Raw genomic sequence first — 23,497 nt, 5'->3', positions numbered from 1 at the left:
GTTTATATCAGAGAGTTTTTTACCAATAGCTTCCTTTTGGACACACGCTAAAGAAAATTCAATGACGTTACTCTTATACTACTCATAAATACTATCAAACAAGCTACAAGTGGCAGGAGGAGACTTAAGAATCTGTGATATGCTGTCATAAAAAATATTGGTTAACATTTCATTCTGTTGAGCATGATGGTAGAGGCCAATGATTATACCTCTTGTAGGAAGTTGCCATAATATATGTGGTGAACGGTAATAGTCGGCGATGATTTTTGGTACTATAAAACACAGCTTCTGTTGGTTAACTAATTTCATCGCAGTACTTAAATTATCTACGACGAAAGAATGTTTTATTGGAATACCATTCTTTTCTGCTATATCGAAAAAGTTGGACTCAACATCATTCCAGTCTTTGAGTCGAAGAAACATAAATTCACGTTCTTGTGATAGTTGCTCCAAAGGTTTGTTAGTATCTTCTTGAGGGCAAATCACAACCAGTTTAGTTGCAGTAATGCGCTTGTATCGGATTTTTCCCGGGTGGTAAACAAGATTCAAGTGAATGCCAAAATCTATTTTCTCATCTTGAAGGTGTTGATTTGTTTGAGAATCCCATGTCATTAGTTCGATTTTTGCACTGGGGAATTGTTTTGACAACTGCAGTGATATCTCGTCACCATATAGCTCCATTAGTATGTGTGTAATAGCTACTTTTATAGGTTTACGATAATTTTCATTTGAAATAGTATTTCTAGACGTTAAAGTGTGACGTATGTCACTTAGCATTTGCTCTATCTCGGGAGCAATATTTTTGACATATTCGGTAGGAAGCATCCGATTATTCGAGCGTACAAAAAGAGGATCATCTAATTGCTCTCTGAGCTTAGAAATATCCTTACTCACAGAACTCGTCGTTTTACCAAGCTTTCGCCCCGCCTCGGATAAACTCTGCGTGTAATATACTTCAAGTAGCGTATATAGTAACTGAAGGTTTTCCACCTGTTTCATAGGTTAAGAGTTCTCAAATAATAAAACATAGTGTTATGTAGTATATTTCGTACTTGACGAGTCATCCAGTCTTACATCGAAATTTAGCACAACAAGATAAGATTAAGGAATATTATTTCTTGTAGGCGTTATGTAATGCGAAAGCCATGCGGTTCATTTAAGACTATAGCTTTTATAGCTGTCTGTCTTATCCCATCATTAGGATATGCATTTGGTGATTTTTCTTTAACTATAGATGATAAACCTAGTGATAGCGGACTCAGCCAATCAAATTACATTCGCTTCTTGGGGCAAGACTTTCTTAGTCTAAGGTCCTCACTCCGGGAGGAAGTAAGAATGTACCTACTTATTACACTGGGTTTAGCAATTTCGGCACTATCAGTATTGGTATTCTCGGTAAGAAATCGTTCGAAATTAGACACTGGCCGTAATGAAATACCGTCTTGGACGGAAAATATTATTTCCCAGCTTCCTAGCTTAATATTCCTAGAAAGTGACAAAGGTTTAGAGGGGTGTAACTGCCCTTACTATGATTCATGTCTAAAGTCTGGTGGTTGTGGCATTCACCAACAGATAGATGGACAGGAAGACAGTATTCACAATCTTAAAAATGCCCAATATAAAAAACGATGTGAATTTGGTTTTATCGACAAAATCCGAGTGACTAAGCGGACGATACCAAACAGTGAAAAAATGCTGACGGTAGTTGACGATGTTACCTCTGAGTACCAGCAGCGCTCGGCACTTGAAAAAGCACACTGGCTTGCAGAGCAAGCTGTGCAAAGTCGTGAGCGTTTTCTGGCGACAATGAGTCATGAGCTAAGAACGCCAATAGCATCAATGATTGGTTTATTGGAATTGTTGTCTTATGAAAATCGAAACATTGCTGATGACTATAAGCTCAAAAGCCTTATGTCCTCGGCAAAGAACTTACAATTATTGGTTAACGATATTCTTGACTACAGTAAGTTAGATAGCCAAGGCATTTCTTTAGTCGAGGAGTTTGTTTCATATACTGATCTTCTTGGGGACTTGGTTCGATTGCATGAAGCTTCAGCGAGAGAAAGGGGTCTTGTATTTGAAACTCAATGGGATAGTAGTGAGATCGAATTTATCCTAACGGATGCCTTAAGGCTTAGCCAGATAGTCAACAACGTCCTTTCTAATGCAGTTAAATTTACAGAACAAGGAAAGATAAAAGTAACGGTACGAGCTACTAAACAGAACATCAGTATTATCGTTGATGATACGGGTATCGGGATCAGTCCAGATAAATTGGAATCGATATTCGACCCATTTCGTCAGGCCGATGATTCAATTGAGCGAAAATATGGCGGCACAGGTCTTGGTTTAGCGATCGTTAAAAAGCTCACCACGTTGATGTCAGGCTATATCTCGATTAATTCAACAGAGGGTGAGGGCACGAGTGTCATGATCTCTTTGCCACTGAAAAGTTACGAGTATAAGAAAACGAAAATATGCTTTAACTACACAGGACAAAATACCCATATTAGTAACTGGTTCTCTTCATGCGAAGAAAAAGATAAATGCATAAAAATAATCGACTCTATCGATGAATTGAAGAGTAAAGATGACAGAGACAGCTACATCCTGATCAATGACAAACGTTTAGGAATGGGATTCAACGAAAAGTATGGAATCTGGGAAATTAGTACTGAACCTTTCTATCCAGATCTGTTTTACAAGTGTAAAGAGAAAATCGGTACCAAAAATCGAGGCTTTACTAGTGGTGGGGTCAACAACTTGGCAGGGCTAAAGGTATTAATAGCGGAAGATAATCCTATTAACCAATATATGTTGAGTGAGCAAATGGATCTGTTGGGCATTAATGCGGTGATTGTGTCAGATGGCCTTGAGGCAAAAAAGGAGTTGCAAGTAAATGGAGAGCACTACGATATGTTGATTACGGATGTCCACATGCCGAAGATGGATGGAATATCGTTAGTTAGATGGGTGAGAGAGAATTTATCGTCATTCAAGTACAAGCCTATCGTCGGCTGTACTGCGGAGCATTCGAAGTCATTGCGCAGAAAAATGCTCGATTTTGATGACATTATTTTAAAGCCTTTCGAAGTTAAAAGGCTATTCGAAGTAATATCAAGTAACAAGGCGAAGTACAAAACTTCATCTGGGAAAAACCAGAAAATATCCAGTTATATGTCCACGTTATCTGATGATAAAAGAAAACGATTGGTCCAAGTATTTAGAGAAACAATGACCAACGACTTATATCTTCTAAAGTCGGCAGTTGATGAAGAGATAATTAGAAAAATCGCTCATAAAATAAAGGGTGGAGCTAACTCAATAGGGGAGTTTGAAGTGGGCGATGTGGCAGGGCAATTAGAGAGTCAGTGTTTAGAATCGAGAAATATTGAGGAGATTCTTGAGGGTAAAAAGGTCTTGATCGAGGTTCTATCAAATAAATTGAGAGAAGTTGGAAGTAGTAATGTATAACAGCGTTTTGTTGATTGACGATAGTAACATCGATAGAGAAGTAACCAGCGTTTATTTAAACGATCTAGGAGCCGACACGATACAGCACGCAGCAAATGGAGAAGTTGCGTCTAGAATCTTAGCAACCGAGACATTTGAACTGATCATTTGTGATGTCGATATGCCTGTTTGTGATGGCCTAGACTTCATAAAAAGACTGGCTTCGATTGATAAATCTGTCCCGATTTTGATGATCAGCTCTATTGCTCAAGGTTTTTCTCAATCGGTGGTACTAATGGCGAATCAGTTAGGGTTTAAGCACGTAAACTTTCTACAGAAGCCATTTTGTATTGATACGTTAGAAGAGACTTTGCAGTCACTTATGTTGAGCGAAAGTATCCGGCCTAATGGACTCGATGACGACTTTCAACTGCATGAGTTACTTACGGCGTTATACCGAAACCAGATAGTGAATTACTACCAAAAAAAGGTTGCGCTGGATTCACAACAAGTCGTTGGTTATGAGGTGCTTTCTCGTTTCGAGCATCCTATACAAGGCACGATACCCGCGGCACGATTCTTAACGGATGACCTACCAACAAGTTTCTATTGCCAACTCTTTTTACTCAGTTTGGAGAAGGCGATTCGTTACTGGAAATCAAATAATGTCGATGTGACGTTTTCTATTAATGCACCGCCGGATATTTTCTCTAATCCAGGAATGGTGAGCTCCATCATTGATTTAGTCGAATCGTTTGGTTTTGATTTTAACAAAATCATTATCGAAATTACGGAAGGGAGAAGTTACTTGTTAGATAGTGCATTTCTATACGCATTCAACAAGTTATCTCTAGTGGGTGTGAAGTTCTCAATCGATGATTTTGGTGACGACCATGCGACTTTTAGAAAGCTAGCGAATCTTTCGTTTCATGAGCTAAAGATATCTAGGCAGCTTTTGTTGGCAGGAAATGAAAATGAAAAAACGTACGCGTTGATAAAAAATATAGTCTCAGTTTGTCGAGAACTGAATATCCAAACGGTGGCAGAAGGAGTAGAAAATCATGACCTGCTTCAATTAGCCCAAGAGCTAAGGTTTGATATATGTCAGGGTTTTTTGTTGGGTAAACCAAGCCCAAAAGTATAGAGGTTTAATGAATGAATATTTTGATCGTTGATGATCATCCGCTAGTGTGTGCGGCGCTCGAAAATGTAATTGAAGAGAACTTTGAAAATGTTGTTGTTGAACAAGCGTTTAATGCCAAAAAAGCGTTGTCTTTTTTGGCTGAGAATAAGATTGATATCCTCGTATTAGATATTGAGTTGGGTGATGATGATGGTTTCGATTTACTTCACAAAGCAAAACGGTTTGGCTTTGATGGTAAAGTCATTGTTATTTCGAGTAAGGATGAAAAATTGTGTTCTGATTTAGCAGTCAGTGCAGGAGCTTCCGGTTACTTGGACAAAAAAGAAAGTGTTTCTAGAGTTGCTGATGCGATTAAAGCAGTAAATAGTGGTTACACCTATTTTCGCCAAATTAATACGGCCACTTCTCACGGCAACGGAACAATCAAGCTATCTACTCGTGAGAGTGCTGTGCTTCGACTGTTATTGGATGGACATACAAACAAAGAAATTGCTCGAAGGATGAACATTAGTGAGAAGACGGTTAGTACATACAAACGTCGAATTCTGGACAAATACGATGTGCGTTCTGTGTTTATGCTAGTCAAAAACTCGAGCTATATCTTAAAGTGATTTCTTTTTAGGAAAACTAGCTTTTCCCCGCAGTGAAACAAATTTAAATACTATGGCGCCTCGGTAATGGATTACTCAAGTTAATTAATCTACGAGGTAGTCATGTTACAAGAAAATTCTATCAACTTTATTGTTGTCGAACCCCAACCATTATTACGTCAGTCATTAACCGAGCTTATTACCAATCAGTCATTCGCAGGTAACATCTATAGTCTTCGAGATTATTCTGATGTTCATACCATCACTCAAACTAAATCGGTGCACTGTATCCTGTTTGATCCAATGAGTGACCTATCTGCTGCGTCTGAGTTGATGACCTTTCTGTCAGAATCACGACCTCATATTTATACCATTGCTTATAGTATGAATACGTCTATGTCTTACATGCGACTATTTAACACTATGGGGATTATGGGCGTCGTATCTCGTCTAGATTCAATCGAAACCCTAGAAGCTTGTCTAATGGCTGCGGCCAATGGCTATGCATTTAAAAAACATCAGAACCATGAGCAAGTTAATGAAGTTCAACTCTCAGACCGAGAATTAACAGTACTTAAATTACTTACTGAAGGCCATAGAAATAAAGAGGTAGCTCGTCGACTGAATATCAGTGATAAAACTGTCTCAACCTATAAAAAGCGAGTGTTAGAGAAATTTGACGTGTCCAATATCATGGATCTTGTACCGAAAGTGAATGCTTGTGAGAGCTTTCTTACAGCGAGGTAGCATAACTCCTATGATATGCATATCGACTATTAGCTATCATAAAAACAAGATAAAAATGGTAGCTAATAGTCAGCTTAAGGTTATATTTCGGTGAAATGTGAACATGTGTGTGATTTGAGTTCTTGCACTGGGTGTGAGCAACTAAATAAGCTTCAAATGTATTTAGGGCTGAAACTAAAAATTGATGAGGAAAAAGTCGTTGAGATGAACTCCCTCACCAATATGTCGATGCTTACAGTTCGTACTTTATGTGTTTTTTCTCGTTATGGAGAAAACCACATAGTTTCGAAATACAACATCAAAGACTATGTTTGGCAACGTCCGGTGACGGATAATAACTTAACGCATACGATTCACAAATGCCGTAATGTTCTAAGGGAGTCCAAAACCGAGTTTGACGTCGTTAATATTCGCGGTTTTGGTTACTGTCTTATGAACATAAATTTTGTGGGTGGTAATATCGGTTAGTCTAGTTCGGTATTGCCTAGTAGACTTAGAGAAAGCAGCTGCAATTGTTCTCTATTTCCTGCAAAAAGATTGTCACAGATGACGTCTAACTTTGTACCTGACAATCGTTGTTTGCGACCTTCTCTCACCAATAGCACAAGTGATAACTCACCAGAAATACTATCGGTCTTAGGCTGCCATTTGCTTATCGCCAAGCATTCTGGCGTTTGAGCGAGCTTAGGTTGCAGTTCAATAATCTCACGTCGCACGACTTGCAGTAAGTCTTTAACGGTCGCTAAATCGCTTTCATGAAGTAGTTTATCTAGCAGTGCTTTAGAAAGTGGGCTCAAATGAACCTTGCCAGCTTTCTTAGGAAACTGATCTGCAAGTCTTACCGATAATTTAACCAAGCTTAGCTGACTGTTTGGAAGGATGGTTAAGCTCATCAAACACTCGATAGGTAGCCAAAAAGCATCACCGGCGTTAAAGACATATTCATTTTTTCCAAGCTTCAACAATACCTTTCCACTTTCAACTCTGAACAGCTGATTATGTAGTGTCTTTTTACGAGATGTAATGGTCAGCAAGTCGTAGCTGATGGATTGAAAGTCTATGGTGTGGTTCATGATGATCTTTGGTAGTTAAACTGCGCGTAGATTACCGTGAGTGAATCCCAAATCCAACCAAAGATCGCACTTTTATGTGCGCTGTGCTGAACAATCATGCAAAAGTGTGGTCTGACCTTAACAAAAATAGACTTAAGTTAGCTGCGGTCTTTATACACTAAGCGTAGAATAGTGCAGCTTTTAATTTGATGTAACAAACATGACAACACAAAACGACCCATATATTGATATTCGTCCGTACAACGACGAAGAGATTCCTGCAGCGATTGATCGTTTGATTAATGATGCAGAGTTTATAGATGCAATTTTGCAACATCGCTTTTCAAATCATGCCCCTTGGTTCAAAGCTCTTATGAGCCCAATGGTAAAAGTGTACTTAAAGTTCAAGTGGGCGAAACTGGATAGCGTTGAAGCTATTCAACTAGAGGTAAAAAAATACCTAGAGCAAACCTTGGATACGACGACGAAAGGCGTGGTGTACAAAGGTCTCGACAAACTAGACAAAAATACGTCGTATCTATTTGTCTCCAATCACCGAGACATTGCGATGGATCCGGCTCTAGTCAACTATGGTCTGCATGAAGGGAACCATAGAACAGTTCGTATCGCGATTGGTGACAACCTGTTGAAGAAGCCTTGCGCTACAGAACTGATGCGTCTAAACAAGAGCTTCATTGTAAAGCGCTCCTTGAAAGGCCCTCGTGAAATGATGAAGGCGTTGGGTACTTTGTCGTCATACATTAAGCACTCACTGGACACAGGCAATTCCATTTGGATCGCCCAAAAAGAAGGCCGAGCAAAAGATGGTAACGATTTTACTGAACCGGCTATTCTTAAAATGTTCCACGTAGAAGGGCGTAAGCAAAAGATACCTTTTGCTGAGTACATCCGTTCTTTAAAGATTGTTCCTGTTTCGATTTCGTATGAAAACGATCCATGTGACATCGCGAAAGCTAACGAGCTTTACGAGAAAGCGACGCATGGTAACTACGAGAAAGGAGAATTTGAAGATATCGAGAGTATCGTTCAAGGTATTGTAGGCCGTAAAGATAGTGTTCACGTTGTGTTTGGTGACGTAATCGATCAAGATTTTGATACGCCAGAAGCGCTTGCAGAAGAGATTGATCGTCAGATTCACGAAAACTACACACTGTTTCCAATCAATAAGTTGGCTGCAGGTTTGGAAGATGAGTTTATCACTGGAACGACTCGCGCGACGCTTCAAGATAAATTGGATGCTTTACCAGAGGGTGCTCACCCGTTCTTAATTGATAGCTATGCGAACCCGGTAAAAAACATCATTAAAGAGCGCGAGAAACTCTCCGCTTAATTTTTGTTGTAGGGCACGAGCTCAAAGTTAAAAAAAACCAGTCGTATTGACTGGTTTTTTATTTTTAGAAAAGGCAAGCGGCTAATTGACGCTTAGTGTCTTGAATAGATCGATAAAATTGGAAATTTGTTCCAACCAAAGTTAATAGTGAGAGAAGTGGTTTTGTTCGGACTAACTGATTCATGGAAGTCTTCAGCAAATATACGTTCGCCATTAGCCAAGATAGCAACTAACTGTGTTTGATTGATAGTACGTTTAGCTGAGGAATTATTGGTAACAGTAATGACCGCCCACCGCTCACCTGACTCGCTGCTCATGAGAACATAGTTATTGACAGAGAAGTCACTGCGATTAGGTTGGATGTTATCGTTATTTGGAAACGCCAACTCGGAATAGTGTATCGCTGGCTGATCGATACTTAATGTTTCATACTCCATCGACCTAACTGGTGAGGTTAAGGCGATGCCTAATAGTAGGAGTAGGGGTCGAAACATACAACAAATGTCCTTTCACTTTAGATATTGTTTTCTTAGGGAATCGATCATTAAGAGTACAGACTGCTCTCACCTTCTGGACGAGTCTTAAACCGTTTGTGCAGCCACATCCAGCCGGGAATATCGCGCTCAATCATTCCTTCTAGTTCCTTGTTTAGTACCTTGGCTGCAGTTTCAGGGTCACGTCTTGGAATTTGCTCACTCAAATCCTCGCCAATATGCAACGTATAATGATTGTCTTGTACGACAGTAACCCCTGAAATTACGGCACAGTTTGTGGCATCAATGAGGACGCTAGGGCCAGCGGTTACAGCTGCTTGCTTCACGGCGAAAAACGGTGCAAATACTGAGTTGTGATGACCATAATCATGGTCTGGTAAATACCAGAGTCGGCATCCCTTTTTAAGCGCTCTAAGCATGGTTCTAACATCTGTTCGGTCAATCATTTGATGGCCACTTCGGGTGCGACCTCGATGTTGGACGAACTCGTAAACTAGGTTTGAATGAGGTCGATAAACGCCAAAACCTTGAGCAAACTGACCGAATATTGAAGCGGTCATTTCTAGATTTAGGTGATGGCTGCACACTACCAAGGTTCCTCGCCCCGCCGCCTCTTGTTCTAAAAGGACTTCCCTGTCGACAACGGAAGAGATTCTGCGTAGTCGCCATTCAGGCCAAAACCAAGCCATACCAGTTTCAAACAGTGCGATGCCAGTGCGTTTAAAGGTGTTTCTCAGTATTAAATCGCGTTGTTGAGCTGTGTAATGAGGAAAACAAAGTGCTAGATTTTGGGCGGCAACTTGGGACCGTTTCTTGAGTATTTTCATCGCCAATAATCCAGTTCCAGTGCCTAATCCGCGCAAAAAGGAGTAAGGAAGGACGTTGACGATGAAAGCGAGAAATCCAAAGGCGCACCAGATTCCCCAGTATTTAGGGGCTAGCATTCGCACTGAAAATAACGGTCTTGGTACAATATTCATAGTTTGAGTATTCGCGTTTAGTTGCCAATGATCCCTATTGGTAATTTGGGCAATCTATAATGAATATAAAATCGAGCAGTTCAGTGAAGAAATGACTCGGAGAAGCATTGAATACCGTCAGTACTACTAATATTTCTTGATGAGAGCGCGTTCCATTGATTGGTAGTTACTATTCTCTATATTGAATGTTTAATACTGACTGGTTATGAAATTATAAAGATCTATCGATTGACTTGATGTCACGTAACGTAGTGATTTGTCGGAGGTTGTCTATAATCAAATCAAGTTTGTACATTTAGGTGACCTAATGAACTACCCAGAAGCGTTACCCCATGGTGAATTGACTCAGGTACTAGAAAATATTTATTTAGTCACAGGGTCTGTTTCCATGAAAGCGCCACACCCTAAATGGGGACCGTTTAATCTCGTCTTTAGTCGAAATATGATTGTGATTAGACAAGGAGGAGACCTTATTTTAATAAACTCGGTGAGATTGAGTGACAAAGGCATCGCTGAGTTAGATGAGTTAGGCGACGTCAAACACGTTATTCGATTGGCGGCCTTCCATGGTTTTGATGACCCTTTTTACAAAGAAACGTTTGGAGCAACCTTATGGTCAGTGGATGCGCCTTATATACGAGGGTTTTCAAGTGAAGAAAGTGCAGAATACTATCGTGCTGATCGAATTCTAAAATCGATTGATGATCTTCCTATCAATGGTGCGTCCTACCATGAGTTTTCCACCAGTACCCCAAAGGAAGGCTTGATTTTGCTGCAAAGGGGGAAAGGCATTTTGGTATCTGGCGACAGTATGCAGAATTGGTCCCGACCTGATGAATATTTCAATTGGCTTGCAAAGTGGATGATGCCCAAAATGGGTTTCATTTCTTCAAGTAACTTTGGCCCTGGATGGCTGAAAATGGCTAAACCAACGACCAAAGAGCTAATGGAGAAGGCGATGTTGAACTATGATGCTTTGCTACCAGCACATGGCTTTCCAATTATAGAAGACGCTCGAGAAGGATTTGTTTCAGCCGCTAAACGGCTACAGGATTGAATCAAAGCTATTAATAAATGCTAACAATTGATTGAATCGGTGTCTTATGATGAGACGTAGCGCACAATAAAGTAGGCTGCCCTCCTTTTGAATTGGGGTCCGCTATGCACAGCAAACATCCATACATTGTTGCATTGAGTATATTGACACTGGCAGGTTGCAGTTCTTCCATTCCTCCAGAAGAGCGCCAAGCGGTCCGCGAAGAGATTAATGCCACATCAGATACGCTGATCAACCAGCTCAGTGAACGTTACCCTGACTTACCTGAGCAACTTGCTTATGCTGATGGTTATGCTGCTGTCTCTATGTCTAACGTAAAGATCCCAGTTTTAGGTGGTGGTACAGGAATTGGTGCAATCTATGATCAACGAGATGGCTCAGCCACCTATATCGACGTTAATCGATACGAGGTGGGGGCAGGCCTTTCACTGGGCACGACTCAAGCGTTGGCCATCTTCAATGATGCTTCAACATTAAAGGAATATCGTAGTGGATCTTGGGAACCTTCAGTCGGAGCAGAGTGGTTTTTAGGTGAAGATGGCCAGTTTAGCAGTATGAGTTTAGCTGGTAGAGACGAAGACGTACCTATCTATCTTATTTCTAGTTCAGGTGGCGGCGCTGTCGGTAGTGCCAAAGTTGTGTCGGTTTCGGTCAACTATGACCTAACAGAGACAGGACTTGGAGAAAATCGAGTACCAAATAAAGAGCCTATTCCTGCCAGCGATGTGCCACCTAAAAAGTGGGACCGAGCGCTACCTTTCTATGCTCAGAATGTTATTGATAAAGGATTTAGCTTGCCTAAGCCATTTGGTATTAGTGTGATTTATGCCGATACATTCCAACAAATGCAGCTTAATGATTTAGAAGTAGGCTTTCGAGGTTCTAACAAAGTACCGATTGACTTCGTGTCGTTTGATAACAATACCAGCCATACACAAACTCCACAGTTAAAGTTAGATGCTTGGGTATTCCCGTTTATGAATGTCTTCGCAACAGTTGGTAAAATCAGTGGTGAAGCCGATATTCAATTTACTATCGATGGGAACGACTTTCTCAATCAAATCGGTGAGGATTGCTCAAGAATAATTAATAAACCTGTTTGTATTCTCCAAGAGCGCTCACTAACGGTACCAGTAGTGGCTGACTTGAGTGGTACCAACTATACCGTTGGTACTATCCTAGCTTCAGGATGGAAAGACTACTTCTTTACGGTGCCAATTTCGGCCTCTTATGCGGATATGCGTCGTAGTGATGCTGAAGGATTTGTTCTTAATATTTCCCCTCGTGTTGGTAAGCAAATTCCACTTAAAGGCACTCAATCCATTGCCATTTATGCTGGGGCAACTTATCTGGATAGCCGTTTGACCATTTCAGGCTCACAACCTATCCCAGGAACCAGTGAGTCTATTGATTACAAGGTCGAGCAAGAGAATATTGATAAGTGGTTAGGGCTAGTGGGTGCCAACTATAACTTCAATCGAGATTGGTCTATTTCTATGGAGTATGGACAGAATGGAAGTAAAAAGCGTCAGTTTGTTTCGAGTCTAACCCGACGCTTTTAATTGAGGTCTGCCCATCCAATGAGATGGCGATGATTGAGCCGGATAGGATTAGATAAACTAATCGACAATCCATAAAATTATTTGTAATTAAATTACTTAAAACATTTGACCTTCGTCACGAAATGAGTAAAATTCGCTCTGTCTTTTGAAATGTTATTACATAAGGTAGAGAAAATGAACGCAGCACTTCTATCAACATTGGACACTGAGAAAACTACAGAAGTAGAAAAAGCATCAAAATCTTCAACTTCTACTCTAGGTGAGATCGCAACTATCCTAACTATGTACCTTGCGACTTCAGCTGTAGTTTTGTTACTTAGCCTAACTTGGGTTATGTAACCAGCCTTTCAAGGATTTGAAAAGTAAGCGATACTCCCTAAAGCAGTTCATGTGAGTATCGCCTAAGTCCCCCCTTCTTTAAGAGCTACGGCTCAACCACAACGTACTTACCATTGCTCACCGCAAGAAACCAATTTCCTCTCGAAACAAAGTACTGTTGTCCTCTTTTATTTACTGCTGTCGCCCCTTCAGGGAGCTTTTTCACCATTTGTCCTAGTCGATAACGTCTCTTTGGTGGCTTCTCTACGATAATGTATTTGTGATTCTCTTTTTTGTAGTAGTGACCATCAATCAACGCATAGGTAACGCCTGCGATGGCTAGCATAACGGCGGAGTCCGGCAATCTATGTGGCTCATAGTGGTGTACAATGTGAACTTCTTTCTTATGATGTTTGTGCTTTTTCCACGGTTTGTCGAAGTGTTTATGCCAAGGATCAGCAAAGGTAGGGGAGGACAAAACGCTCAAGAATAAGATGAGTAATAGCGCTTTTTGGGAGAATTTTTTGTTCATGAATGACCTAAGAGATGTGTGTTCTCAGGTCATTGTCTATGTATTCACGATTGTCGAGTTAACGGCCTGTCAGCAGCTGGTAGGTTTTACATGAAGCGACAATAAGTTAGCTTACTTAAATAGTTATCATGAATGCGTTAAGTCTGGATGTGATTGGTAGTATTGATACAACGCATCAATATCAGGGCTACACATTACGGACATAACTTGCTTTAGCGTATCTAGAGGCCAGTTCCACCACTGCATCTCAAGCAATTTATTGATCTGATCTTCGCTGAAACGTTTTTTGATCACCGTATTATGTCCAACCACAATGGCATAGGGCTCTACGTCTTTGGTGATAACCGAACGAGCGCCAATGACAGCGCCATCGCCGATTTTGACACCAGGCATAATCATCGCTTCACTGCCAATCCACACATCGTTGCCAATGACGGTATCGCCCGCTTTCTGAAAGCCATCTTTGACATCTGCACCGAAGGTTTCTTGTGAGAATGGGAAGGTAGAAATCCAATCAAGTCGATGCCCTTGGTTGCCCGCGAGCATAAACGTTGCCCCTGACGCAAAAGAGCAAAACTTACCGATGATCAGTTTATCAATATCGGTATAAGCACCGCTTTCCCAAAATTCTCTCGTGGGTTTATCGCCCAGTAGGTAGCGCACGGCAATGTCTTCGAAGCTCTTGCCGTGGTAAAAGCCAGAGTAATAGGAGTAGTCGCCAACCTGAATATTAGGGTTAGTAACCTTGTCTTTGATGACTTCACCTTGAAGCCAGTTAGGAAATGTATTCATGTCTTTCGTTCTTTTTGGTAATGACTCACAAAATCTAGCACGACCTTTAGTCGCTTCCAATGAGCTTGTTGTCGAAGTTTGTATTGCCCACTAAGTTACTTATAACAGTAGACGTAATGAAAGGTGAAAATATGAAGGGATTTCATATTAGACAAATGAATTTGGAAGAGGTGCAGTTAGCGGTGGATTGGGCGGCGAAAGAAGGCTGGAACCCAGGGCTCAATGATGCGCAGCAGTACTTCCTTGCTGATCCGTCCGGCTTCTTGTTAGGGAGTTTAGACGGTGAGCCGATAGCGTGTATCTCTGTGATCAAATATGACCATAGCTTTGGGTTCTTGGGGTTTTATATCGTCAAACCAGAGTATCGGGGGAAAGGATATGGAATACAAATTTGGCGTAAAGGTATGGCTTATTTAGAGGGTTGCAATGTTGCTTTGGATGGCGTCGTAGACCAACAGGACAACTACAAGCGCTCTGGATTTGTCTTGTCACACCGTAATATTCGCTATCAAAGCCTGACCGCATCATCGCCATATAATCAAGAGACTATCAAGCCTTTGCGTAGTGTAAGTTTGGATTTAGCTCAACAGTACTTGCTCCCATTTTTCCCGTCACATCGAGAGGCGTTCTATCAATCATGGCTGTTTCAACCAAACAGTGTGGCTTTGTATGCTGGTACACCTTCTGATATTAAAGGTATTGGGGTTATTCGGCCTTGCAAAGACGGGTATAAAATAGGACCGTTATTTGCTGACTCAATGAGTATTGCAAACATGCTCTATACTGGACTTACTTCAAGTGTTAATCCAGATCAGCCGGTTTTTCTAGATGTCCCTGAAACCAATAAAGCAGCGCTAGAGTTGGCATCAAATCATCAAATGACCGCCTGTTTTGAGACGGCGCGCATGTATACCAAGGGCAGTCCTGATATTGCACTTGGTAGAACCTTTGGTGTGACTTCTTTTGAAATTGGTTAGTTGCCTGAAAGCTCATGTTAAGCGGTGGGTCGTACTTCGCTATCAGTCAGATTGTTGACCCATCGATGGCTGAAAACACGCCAAGTAGCGGGGAAAGCTTTGACGATCTCTTCTGATGTCATCATTAACAATACTACCGGAAACGACCAGTCAAAGAACATCGCACCCAATGCAGTGAGTGGAACCGCCCAGACCCACTGGCAAACAAAGTCCATATTCATACAGAATTTGTTGTCTCCGCCGCTACGCAAAATCCCCACAATCAAGGTGATGTTGATGCTGCGTATCAAGATACTCAACGCGACAACTGGGAAGCTTAGTGTCATCAAGTCGATAACGTCTAACGATAGCGCTCCATAGAGTTGCAATATGGCAGTTTGCATTATCAGTAATAGTGCGCCGAGTACAGCGCCCAGAAGAATGGCGGATTTGAATGCCCAGCGTGCGTAAATGGTGCTGAGTCCAAACTGATTCGCACCCAAACTGTTGCCAATCATAATACCCACAGCGCTAGACAAACCATGAGCCACAGAAAGTCCAATAGACTCTAACGGCGTAATCACAGCCATAGTCGCCAGTTCGGTTTCGCCCATGCGGCCAAGAATCAAGTGGAAGGTAAAGATCCCCGCGCACCAAATAAAGGTTCCGACAACAATAGGGTAGGTAATCGCGAAAAACTTACCAACCAGCACCGGTTTAAAGGCATTGGATATATGCTCAAGGCGAATGGCAAGCACTGGGTATCGATAATAGATAATCGTGATGACGGCAATAAGACGAATACTACGCGCGATCACACTGCCAATGCCTGCGCCAAGTAAACCAAGTTCTGGGGCACCAAAGTGGCCGAAGATGAGTACGTAGTTCAACGTAACGTTCAGGCCAATCTCCATGATGGACAAATAAAGATTGATGTGCGTTTGTCCAATGGAGCGCAGTGCCGTATCCGTGGCAATGGCTAATCCTGATAGCAGGGTTGCGATGCCCAGTAGCTGTATATATTGGCTAGAGAGTGTAAGTACTTCGCGACTTGGATTAAACAGTTGAGGCAGTAACTGCGGCGTAAAAAAGCAGATAGAGAAGCAAAGAAAGGCAAATATTTGGGTCACAATAGTGCCTAATGCAAGGTTGTTCTTTAGGCCATGCTCATCTTGTGCGCCCCAATATTGAGCAAGTAAAATCCCCATTCCGGAGCTTAATCCCCAGATAAAAACGATAGAAACCCAAAATATCCTCGCACCAATACCTGCAGCAGCGACTTCCTGAGTACCTAATTGACTGATCATTAAACTATCAACAAACCCCAAGCTGCTCATCAGTAAGCTTTGCAAAGCGATAGGCACGCCGAGCACCAAAACACGTTTGATAAATTCGCTAAAGGTTTGTTGTTGCATCGCTTTCTCCCTGCTGTCTGTCTTATTAAATTAATAAGAATCAACATGGTATGCAATCAGTTACCTTAGATGAGATGTCGAGTTAGTCGCAATTTTTCTTATATGGAAGCGTTAACCAAGGAGGCTTTTTCTAGCTTGAGGCTAAAGAACAAAGACAGGTGATAAATATTGCGAGAGATATCGCTAACTTGGTGAAATTCTACCTATGATTGCACCAATATGCAGCGCACCAGAATGAGTATTAAGCTTCAATCTGGAGTTGGTTGAGATAAAAGCTTTAATATTCAGTTGGTTGAGGTTATGTAATTATTCTTATCATATCTGGCATTCTTCTTGAAATATGAAAGTTAGACATAACTATTCATAATAAGGAGATATCCAACATGAACATGACGTTCAAACTTAAACTTGCTGCAGTGAGTGCTTCAATGGCGCTTGTATCGGGTATAGCAGTGGCTGAGGAAGAAACGATTAAAGTCGGAGTATTGCACTCCTTATCTGGCACCATGGCCATCAGTGAAACCACGCTAAAAGATACCATCTTAATGCTGGTGGAAGAGCAAAATAAAAAGGGCGGTTTACTCGGGAAGCAGCTAGAAGCTGTGGTTGTCGATCCAGCTTCCAACTGGCCATTGTTTGCGGAGAAAGCTCGCGAATTAGTGGAAAAAGAAAAAGTAGATGTGGTGTTTGGTGGGTGGACATCGGTCTCTCGTAAGTCGATGTTGCCCGTTTTTGAAGAGTTAAACAGCATCTTATTTTATCCAGTGCAGTACGAAGGCGAAGAGTCTTCGAAGAATGTGTTCTACACTGGTGCCGCGCCGAACCAGCAAGCCGTTCCTGCCGTTGACTATCTGATGACCGAACTGGACGTCGAGCGTTGGGTGCTGGCAGGGACGGACTATGTTTATCCGCGCACGACGAATAAGATCTTAGAAGCTTACTTAAAAGACAAAGGCGTCAGTGAGAAAGACATCATGATCAGTTACACGCCATTTGGTCATTCTGATTGGCAGTCGATTGTTTCAGACATTAAGAAGTTTGGCTCTGAGGGTAAAAAAACGGCGGTGGTTTCTACGATTAATGGCGATGCGAATGTCCCCTTTTATAAAGAGTTAGGCGCGCAAGGTGTCTCTTCGGAGGACATTCCCGTAGTCGCATTCTCAGTGGGTGAAGAAGAGCTATCTGGGATGGATACGTCGGCGTTAGTCGGGCATCTGGCAGCCTGGAACTACTTTATGAGTGTCGACACGCAGGCAAATGAAGAATTTGTAGAAACTTGGCAGAAGTTTATCGCGAGTGACAAACGAGTGACGAATGACCCAATGGAAGCACACTACATTGGTTTCAATATGTGGACTCAAGCGGTAACCAATGCGGGTACGACGGATGCAGAACAAGTTCAAGATGCGCTAATTGGTGTTTCGGTGCCGAATCTGTCTGGGGGCTACTCGACTATGCTACCTAATCACCACATTACCAAACCTGTTTTGATCGGTGAGATTCAAGACGACGGGCAGTTTGATATCGTTTGGGAAACTACGGGCTTAGTGGCTGGTGATGCATGGTCAAACTTCTTGCCAGAATCTGCAAAGCTCTATTCTAGTTGGTCTAAACCATTTTCTTGTGGTGCGTTCAACGTCGAAACTGGTAAGTGCTCAGGAAGCGCAAACTAGTTGCTAGACAGTATGGTGCTTTCACGGTTTCTCGTGAAAGCACCTTTTAGATCTTGTCCTCAATGTATTTCAAGAGAGGGCAACGCAAAGGACGCATTTCATGAAAAACATAACTCAATTATTGAAAGTGGTCGTGTTCTTAATTTTGAGTACGAATGTCGCGTTGGCAAACGTAAGTGACCGAGAGTCTTTCTCAAAAGTGCTCATAGGAAAAAGCACCCCTCAAAAACAAGCGGCGATGTCTTGGCTCGTGGACCACGAACCCAGCGACGTCGCTAAATCTGTGTTAACCGCTTGGCTACATGGCAATCTGTATTATTTCAATGACAAATCGAGTGACCAATACCAACAATTATTTCTATCAAGCGATATCCGCAATGCGGCTCAAGTCGTCAGTGCATGGAGCGATACTACTCTCGATGTCGAGTCTTCTCGTCAGTTCAAAAAAATTCGAGTAAACAACAAGCTACGAAGTTTAATTCGTCTAGAAATTGCCTCGCTCGGATTGGATCATGCCGATGCGACGATTCGTTTAAATGCAGTAACGGCATTAGTGGGGCAAACCGACGATGCAGTTATCTCCCGTCTTAAACAAAGAGCCAGTATTGAAACGGAGCAAGAGATTGCAAGCCTGTTGCGTCTCGCACTATCCATTGATGACGCGCTAACAGGTAACACCACTGAGCAGCGGATTGCCGCCATTGATGTTCTATCTGACTACAAACAATCGGTAGTGTTATCAACGCTTAATCAAGTGCTGAAAACGGAAACTGACGAACTCGTGCTTACTGAAGCAGAGCGCGCATTAGACCGCTATCAACAGAGTCAAAAATTCTACTCAGGGGTTGAGACGGTATTTTTCGGGCTCAGCTTAGGCTCAGTTTTGGTACTCGCAGGGATCGGGTTAGCTATCACCTTTGGTGTGATGGGTGTGATTAATATGGCCCATGGTGAGCTGATTATGATCGGTGCTTACACCACCTATGTCATGCAGCAGTTAATGCCAAACCAAATTGGTCTAGCGCTGATTCTTTCTATCCCTATGGCGTTTATTGTCTCTGGACTAGTAGGTATTGCCATTGAGCGAAGCGTCATTCGTCATCTTTACGGTCGACCACTAGAAACCTTGCTAGCGACTTTCGGGATCAGTTTGATCCTGCAGCAAGCTGTGCGCTCCATTTTCTCTCCACTTAATCGCTCAGTGAGCACACCTGATTGGATGTCAGGTGCGCTGCAAGTCAACCCAATGTTGTCACTTACCTATAACCGTCTTTACATCATTTTGTTCTGCATCATGGTGTTTATCGGCTTGGTGATGGTGCTTAAGAAAACCCCACTGGGTTTGCAGGTTCGGGCCGTATCGCAAAATAGAGCTATGGCGAGAGCAATGGGCATTCGCTCCGAGAGAGTGGATGCCTTGACGTTCGGGCTAGGGTCTGGAGTAGCAGGAGTGGCAGGAGTGGCGTTATCCCAGCTCACCAATGTGGGCCCGAATATGGGACAAGCCTACATCATAGACTCGTTTATGGTGGTGGTGTTCGGTGGCGTTGGTAACTTGTGGGGAACGCTCGTTGCGGGATTAAGCCTTGGCCTATTCAATAAGATCCTTGAACCTTGGGCTGGGGCGGTATTGGCCAAAATCTTGGTATTGGTATTCATCATTTTGTTCATTCAAAAACGTCCACGTGGTTTATTTCCACAGCGCGGGCGAGCGGCTGAAGGTTAAGGATAACTGACACTATGCAATCTAAATCTTTTGTTCTATCGGCATTAAGGGGAGATAGGGGTGGTCAGCTTACCATTCTGGCTCTCCTAGTTGCTGTTGTTGTCGTGCCACTGGCGAACACCTTGTTGCCAGTAGGTCACCCACTTCATGTTGAAACCTTCACCATTTCACTTATGGGCAAGTATCTCAGTTACGCCATGTTGGCACTCGCTGTGGATTTAGTCTGGGGTTATCTAGGGATTTTGAGTCTTGGGCACGGGGCTTTTTTTGCTTTAGGTGGTTATGCCATGGGCATGTACTTGATGCGTCAAATTGGTGATCGGGGTGTCTATGGTAATCCTATTTTACCGGACTTTATGGTGTTTCTAGACTGGCAAGCTCTCCCTTGGTTTTGGCAGGGCTTTGACCAATTCTGGTTTGCTTGTTTGATGGTAGTGTTGGTGCCTAGTGCTTTGGCTTACGTATTTGGATATCTCGCTTTCCGCTCTCGTGTGTCGGGCGTGTATTTATCCATAATGACTCAGGCTTTGACCTACGCATTAATGCTGGCTTTTTTCCGTAACGAGATGGGGTTTGGTGGCAACAATGGTCTCACTGACTTTAAAGACATCTTGGGCTTTAGCTTACAGCAGGATGCCACCAAAATTGCGCTATTTATGATTACTGGCATCGCTTTGGTGGTGAGTTATGTGGTCTGTCGAACCATCATTAGTAGCCGATTAGGGCGTGTTTCGATGGCGATTCGTGATACTGAGTCACGAACCCGATTTATGGGCTATGACGTTGATGGTATCAAGCTTTGGATCTTTGTGTTATCGGCAGTCATAGCAGGTGTTGCGGGCGCTTTATATGTCCCACAGGTGGGCATCATTAACCCTGGTGAGTTTGCACCTCTCAACTCCATTGAAGTGGTTGTCTGGGTTGCCCTTGGCGGTCGCGCTACCTTGTTCGGTGCCATTGTAGGGGCATTGGTGATCAACTATGCAAAGAGTTGGTTTACGGTCGAGTTTCCAGAAGTGTGGTTGTTTGCGTTGGGTGGGTTGTTTGTCCTCTCAACGATGTATTTCCCTAAAGGTTTGATTGGCTTCTTCTCCGACAAAGTTCAACAAATCCGCAAAAAGGCATCTAACCCGAAAACTAAGGCAGAGGAGGTCACAGTATGACGACGCTGCATCGAGCCCAACAACTGAAAAGCTCAGTTCAAGAATTGACTCGTCGAGACGAAGTGTTCTCTTTTTTAACACCGGATCATCACCCCCTAATTGATACTCGTCATAACGTCCTTCTGTACGTGGAAGGGGTCAACAAAAGCTTTGACGGGTTTAAGGCCATCAACGATCTCAACCTATATATCAAAGAGGGGGAGTTACGTTGCATCATTGGTCCCAATGGTGCGGGAAAAACCACCATGATGGACATCATCACGGGCAAAACGAAGCCAGACACAGGGCAAGTCTGGTTGGGCTCTAATATTAACTTGTTAAAAATGAACGAGTCTGAAATTGCCAATGCAGGCGTTGGTAGAAAGTTCCAAAAACCGACCGTTATTGAATGTCTAACCGTCTGGCAGAACTTAGAGTTGGCTATGTCCGGCGTTCGCGGGGTTTGGGGGACGTTTGTTGCCAAACTGTCTGGCGAGCAAAAGGACAAGTTAGAGTCAGTTTTGACGCTGATTCATTTGCAAGCTCATTCCACGCTGACGGCTGGCAACTTATCGCATGGACAAAAGCAATGGTTAGAGATCGGCATGTTGCTGATGCAAAACCCCAAGTTGTTACTGGTGGATGAGCCTGTAGCAGGCATGACTCATCAAGAAATGGATCGCACCTCGGAGCTATTGAACTCGCTGGCGGGTAAACACTCGGTGGTCGTGGTAGAGCATGATATGGATTTTGTTCGTTCTATTGCCAGTCACGTAACTGTGCTCCATCAAGGACATGTCTTGGCTGAAGGAACCATGGATCAAGTGCAATCTCATCCAGAAGTAAAACAAGTGTATTTAGGGGAATAATATGTTGCAGATCCAGTCATTGAACCAGTTTTATGGTGAAAGTCATACCTTGTGGGATTTGGACATGTCGATTCCGAAGGGTAAGTGCACCGTACTGATGGGACGAAATGGCGTGGGCAAAACCACGCTACTTCAGTGTGTTATGGGGCTTGTGAAAGTCTCAAGCGGAGATATTCAATTAAACGGAGAGTCGCTACTTAAGCATGACGCAGAATCTCGACCTCGTATGGGTATTGGTTACGTTCCTCAAGGTCGACAGATATTTCCCATGTTGACCGTTCAAGAAAACCTCGAAGTTGGTCTGCCGATTCGTGACAAAGGCGATAGACGCATTCCTGAATTTATCTTCGATTTATTCCCAGTCTTGAAAGAGATGTTACATCGTCGCGGTGGCGATTTGTCGGGCGGTCAGCAGCAACAGCTAGCTATTGGTAGAGCTTTGGTCGTTAATCCAAAACTGTTGATTCTCGATGAACCTACCGAAGGCATACAGCCCAATATCGTCCAGGAGATTGGTGACATCATTAGAATGTTGAATGAAAAGCTTGGCCTAACAGTATTGCTGGTGGAGCAAAAACTGCCTTTTGCCAGAAAAGTAGGAGACCAATTCTGCATTCTGGATCGTGGCAGGCAAGTTGCGGCGGGTGAGATGTCGACCCTAGACGATGCGTTAATTAAGGAGTACCTCACAGTATGAGTTCACCAGCGACAAATCAGAAAGAAATGGACGTCAATTCAAGTACGGCACTTCAGGGTTTGCTTGGACAAGTAATAGACGCTCACACTCAATTTGGTTGGAAAGCGAGTCTCGACTTAACCTTTATTGATCGCGGCGATAAAACGGTATTAAAACACCGCTCTCAACAAGGTCCACTCGCCATTCAGCGCCCTCTGTATCCAGAGGGCAACCCTTGTCATACCTACTTGCTCCATCCTCCCGGAGGAGTCGTTGGTGGAGACACTCTACAGATCAGTGTGCATGCCATTCAAGGAGCCAAATCACTTATTACCACCCCAGGAGCGACCAAATTTTATCGTTCGGAATCTAAATACGCCAAGCAAAAGCAGACATTGCATGTTGCTAGCGGCTCTCGCTTGGAGTGGCTACCGCAAGAGAACATCTTTTTTCCTGATGCACATGTTCGCCTTGATACCGAAATCCATTTGGAGCGTGGTGCACAGTTTTTGGGCTGGGAAATGCACTGTTTTGGGCGGCCTGCACTAAATGAGGGATTTAGCTCAGGTCATTTGCTTGGAAAAACAGAGGTTTATCTTGATAAGCAGTTGCTACTGACTGAAGGTTTGAATGTTCGTGGTAATGATAAATTATTGAAAAGTAGAGGCTTATTGAATTATCAAATGATGGGGACGGTTTACGTTTCAGTTGATGATGAGGATTTTTACCAATTGGTACAGACCTTGCTCAATAACATGCAACAAGAACACAAAGAAGGCGCAGTGTTGATTGCTGCGAGCCAGTTAGAAAATTTACTGGTTATTCGTGCCTTAGGAAACTGGAGCGAAGTGATCTTGGCGTGCTTCGAAAAGATCTGGCAGTTGGTTCGCGAGCATTGGACTGGTGACTGTCCTGAGCCTCCAAGAATCTGGGCAACTTGATCGAAATTCAATATTCACAACATAAGG

23 protein-coding genes are annotated in these 23,497 nt (G+C 42.8%); 16 read left to right on the top strand and 7 right to left on the bottom strand.

Annotation, left to right across the window (positions count from 1 at the left end; genetic code table 11):
• Window positions 1-78: 78 nt before the first annotated feature.
• Window positions 79-999 carry a LysR family transcriptional regulator gene (locus HOP38_RS23700; RefSeq protein ID WP_006070938.1) on the bottom strand — a complete coding sequence of 307 codons (921 nt, stop codon included), beginning with the start codon at window positions 997-999 and terminating at the stop codon, window positions 79-81.
• Window positions 1,000-1,134: 135 nt separating this feature from the next.
• Here HOP38_RS23700 and HOP38_RS23695 point away from each other — a divergent pair, with 135 nt between their 5' ends.
• The 5 genes from HOP38_RS23695 (at window position 1,135) to HOP38_RS23675 (ending at window position 6,402) form a co-directional block, all read left to right on the top strand.
• A complete protein-coding gene (locus HOP38_RS23695) occupies window positions 1,135-3,474 on the top strand; it encodes an ATP-binding protein (RefSeq protein WP_006070939.1) in 2,340 nt (779 codons plus the stop codon).
• Window positions 3,467-4,597: an EAL domain-containing response regulator gene (locus HOP38_RS23690; protein WP_006070941.1), complete on the top strand. Its 1,131-nt coding sequence runs from the start codon at window positions 3,467-3,469 to the stop codon at window positions 4,595-4,597. Before HOP38_RS23695 ends, HOP38_RS23690 begins: the two co-directional genes overlap by 8 nt.
• Before the next feature lie 11 nt (window positions 4,598-4,608).
• Entirely contained in the window at window positions 4,609-5,208 is a 600-nt protein-coding gene (locus tag HOP38_RS23685) for a response regulator transcription factor (RefSeq protein WP_006070942.1), read from the top strand.
• 102 nt (window positions 5,209-5,310) lie between these two features.
• The gene (locus HOP38_RS23680) at window positions 5,311-5,934 is read left to right on the top strand and encodes a response regulator transcription factor (protein ID WP_006070943.1); all 624 of its coding nucleotides are present in this window, start codon (window positions 5,311-5,313) and stop codon (window positions 5,932-5,934) included.
• A gap of 90 nt (window positions 5,935-6,024) precedes the next feature.
• The gene (locus tag HOP38_RS23675; protein WP_236111727.1) at window positions 6,025-6,402 is read left to right on the top strand and encodes a helix-turn-helix domain-containing protein; all 378 of its coding nucleotides are present in this window, start codon (window positions 6,025-6,027) and stop codon (window positions 6,400-6,402) included.
• Here HOP38_RS23675 and HOP38_RS23670 read toward each other — a convergent pair.
• Window positions 6,399-7,007, bottom strand: coding sequence for an AraC family transcriptional regulator (locus tag HOP38_RS23670; protein ID WP_198559150.1), 609 nt, complete (start codon window positions 7,005-7,007; stop codon window positions 6,399-6,401). The two genes, HOP38_RS23675 and HOP38_RS23670, sit on opposite strands and share 4 nt — an antisense overlap.
• Before the next feature lie 199 nt (window positions 7,008-7,206).
• Here HOP38_RS23670 and HOP38_RS23665 point away from each other — a divergent pair, with 199 nt between their 5' ends.
• Window positions 7,207-8,337 carry a 1-acyl-sn-glycerol-3-phosphate acyltransferase gene (locus HOP38_RS23665; protein WP_198559149.1) on the top strand — a complete coding sequence of 377 codons (1,131 nt, stop codon included), beginning with the start codon at window positions 7,207-7,209 and terminating at the stop codon, window positions 8,335-8,337.
• A 92-nt stretch (window positions 8,338-8,429) separates the two neighbouring features.
• Here HOP38_RS23665 and HOP38_RS23660 read toward each other — a convergent pair whose 3' ends face one another.
• Window positions 8,430-8,831: a hypothetical protein gene (locus HOP38_RS23660; RefSeq protein WP_242456575.1), complete on the bottom strand. Its 402-nt coding sequence runs from the start codon at window positions 8,829-8,831 to the stop codon at window positions 8,430-8,432.
• 50 nt (window positions 8,832-8,881) lie between these two features.
• A complete protein-coding gene (lpxL, locus tag HOP38_RS23655; protein ID WP_171392340.1) occupies window positions 8,882-9,811 on the bottom strand; it encodes an LpxL/LpxP family Kdo(2)-lipid IV(A) lauroyl/palmitoleoyl acyltransferase in 930 nt (309 codons plus the stop codon).
• 307 nt (window positions 9,812-10,118) lie between these two features.
• Between lpxL and HOP38_RS23650 the strand changes: the two genes are divergently transcribed.
• From HOP38_RS23650 to HOP38_RS23640, 3 genes are all read left to right on the top strand, one after another.
• Window positions 10,119-10,868 carry a hypothetical protein gene (locus HOP38_RS23650; protein ID WP_198559148.1) on the top strand — a complete coding sequence of 250 codons (750 nt, stop codon included), beginning with the start codon at window positions 10,119-10,121 and terminating at the stop codon, window positions 10,866-10,868.
• A gap of 104 nt (window positions 10,869-10,972) precedes the next feature.
• Window positions 10,973-12,430, top strand: a complete 1,458-nt coding sequence (locus tag HOP38_RS23645; protein WP_198559147.1) for a hypothetical protein — start codon at window positions 10,973-10,975, stop codon at window positions 12,428-12,430.
• 174 nt (window positions 12,431-12,604) lie between these two features.
• Window positions 12,605-12,769 carry a hypothetical protein gene (locus tag HOP38_RS23640; RefSeq protein WP_156020246.1) on the top strand — a complete coding sequence of 55 codons (165 nt, stop codon included), beginning with the start codon at window positions 12,605-12,607 and terminating at the stop codon, window positions 12,767-12,769.
• 85 nt (window positions 12,770-12,854) lie between these two features.
• Here HOP38_RS23640 and HOP38_RS23635 read toward each other — a convergent pair whose 3' ends face one another.
• Together HOP38_RS23635 and HOP38_RS23630 are read right to left on the bottom strand one after the other, a co-directional pair.
• Window positions 12,855-13,280, bottom strand: a complete 426-nt coding sequence (locus HOP38_RS23635; RefSeq protein ID WP_198559146.1) for a DUF6515 family protein — start codon at window positions 13,278-13,280, stop codon at window positions 12,855-12,857.
• A gap of 126 nt (window positions 13,281-13,406) precedes the next feature.
• Entirely contained in the window at window positions 13,407-14,072 is a 666-nt protein-coding gene (locus HOP38_RS23630) for a CatB-related O-acetyltransferase (protein WP_006074648.1), read from the bottom strand.
• A 131-nt stretch (window positions 14,073-14,203) separates the two neighbouring features.
• On the opposite strand from HOP38_RS23630, the gene HOP38_RS23625 reads away from it, so the two are divergent.
• Complete coding sequence (locus HOP38_RS23625; RefSeq protein WP_242456574.1) at window positions 14,204-15,049, top strand: GNAT family N-acetyltransferase; 846 nt, start codon at window positions 14,204-14,206, stop codon at window positions 15,047-15,049.
• A gap of 17 nt (window positions 15,050-15,066) precedes the next feature.
• On the opposite strand, the gene HOP38_RS23620 is transcribed toward HOP38_RS23625, so the two are convergent.
• On the bottom strand, window positions 15,067-16,443 hold the full coding sequence (locus HOP38_RS23620) for an MATE family efflux transporter (protein ID WP_198559144.1): 1,377 nt from the start codon (window positions 16,441-16,443) through the stop codon (window positions 15,067-15,069).
• Between the two features lie 383 nt (window positions 16,444-16,826).
• On the opposite strand from HOP38_RS23620, the gene urtA reads away from it, so the two are divergent.
• The 6 genes from urtA (at window position 16,827) to HOP38_RS23590 (ending at window position 23,470) form a co-directional block, all read left to right on the top strand.
• Entirely contained in the window at window positions 16,827-18,116 is a 1,290-nt protein-coding gene (gene urtA, locus HOP38_RS23615; protein ID WP_088878837.1) for an urea ABC transporter substrate-binding protein, read from the top strand.
• Between the two features lie 100 nt (window positions 18,117-18,216).
• Entirely contained in the window at window positions 18,217-19,842 is a 1,626-nt protein-coding gene (gene urtB / locus HOP38_RS23610; protein WP_198559143.1) for an urea ABC transporter permease subunit UrtB, read from the top strand.
• Between the two features lie 14 nt (window positions 19,843-19,856).
• Window positions 19,857-21,005, top strand: a complete 1,149-nt coding sequence (gene urtC, locus HOP38_RS23605) for an urea ABC transporter permease subunit UrtC (RefSeq protein WP_198559142.1) — start codon at window positions 19,857-19,859, stop codon at window positions 21,003-21,005.
• Window positions 21,002-21,853 carry an urea ABC transporter ATP-binding protein UrtD gene (gene urtD, locus HOP38_RS23600; protein WP_198559141.1) on the top strand — a complete coding sequence of 284 codons (852 nt, stop codon included), beginning with the start codon at window positions 21,002-21,004 and terminating at the stop codon, window positions 21,851-21,853. Before urtC ends, urtD begins: the two co-directional genes overlap by 4 nt.
• A 1-nt stretch (window position 21,854) precedes the next feature.
• Entirely contained in the window at window positions 21,855-22,550 is a 696-nt protein-coding gene (urtE, locus tag HOP38_RS23595) for an urea ABC transporter ATP-binding subunit UrtE (protein WP_006074656.1), read from the top strand.
• The gene (locus HOP38_RS23590) at window positions 22,547-23,470 is read left to right on the top strand and encodes an urease accessory protein UreD (RefSeq protein ID WP_198559140.1); all 924 of its coding nucleotides are present in this window, start codon (window positions 22,547-22,549) and stop codon (window positions 23,468-23,470) included. Before urtE ends, HOP38_RS23590 begins: the two co-directional genes overlap by 4 nt.
• The last annotated feature ends 27 nt before the right edge of the window (window positions 23,471-23,497 follow it).

It is taken from the genome of Vibrio mediterranei, from assembly GCF_013364395.1.
In the GTDB taxonomy this organism is placed as follows: domain Bacteria; phylum Pseudomonadota; class Gammaproteobacteria; order Enterobacterales; family Vibrionaceae; genus Vibrio; species Vibrio mediterranei.
This window is presented reverse-complemented; position numbering and strand designations above follow the sequence as displayed.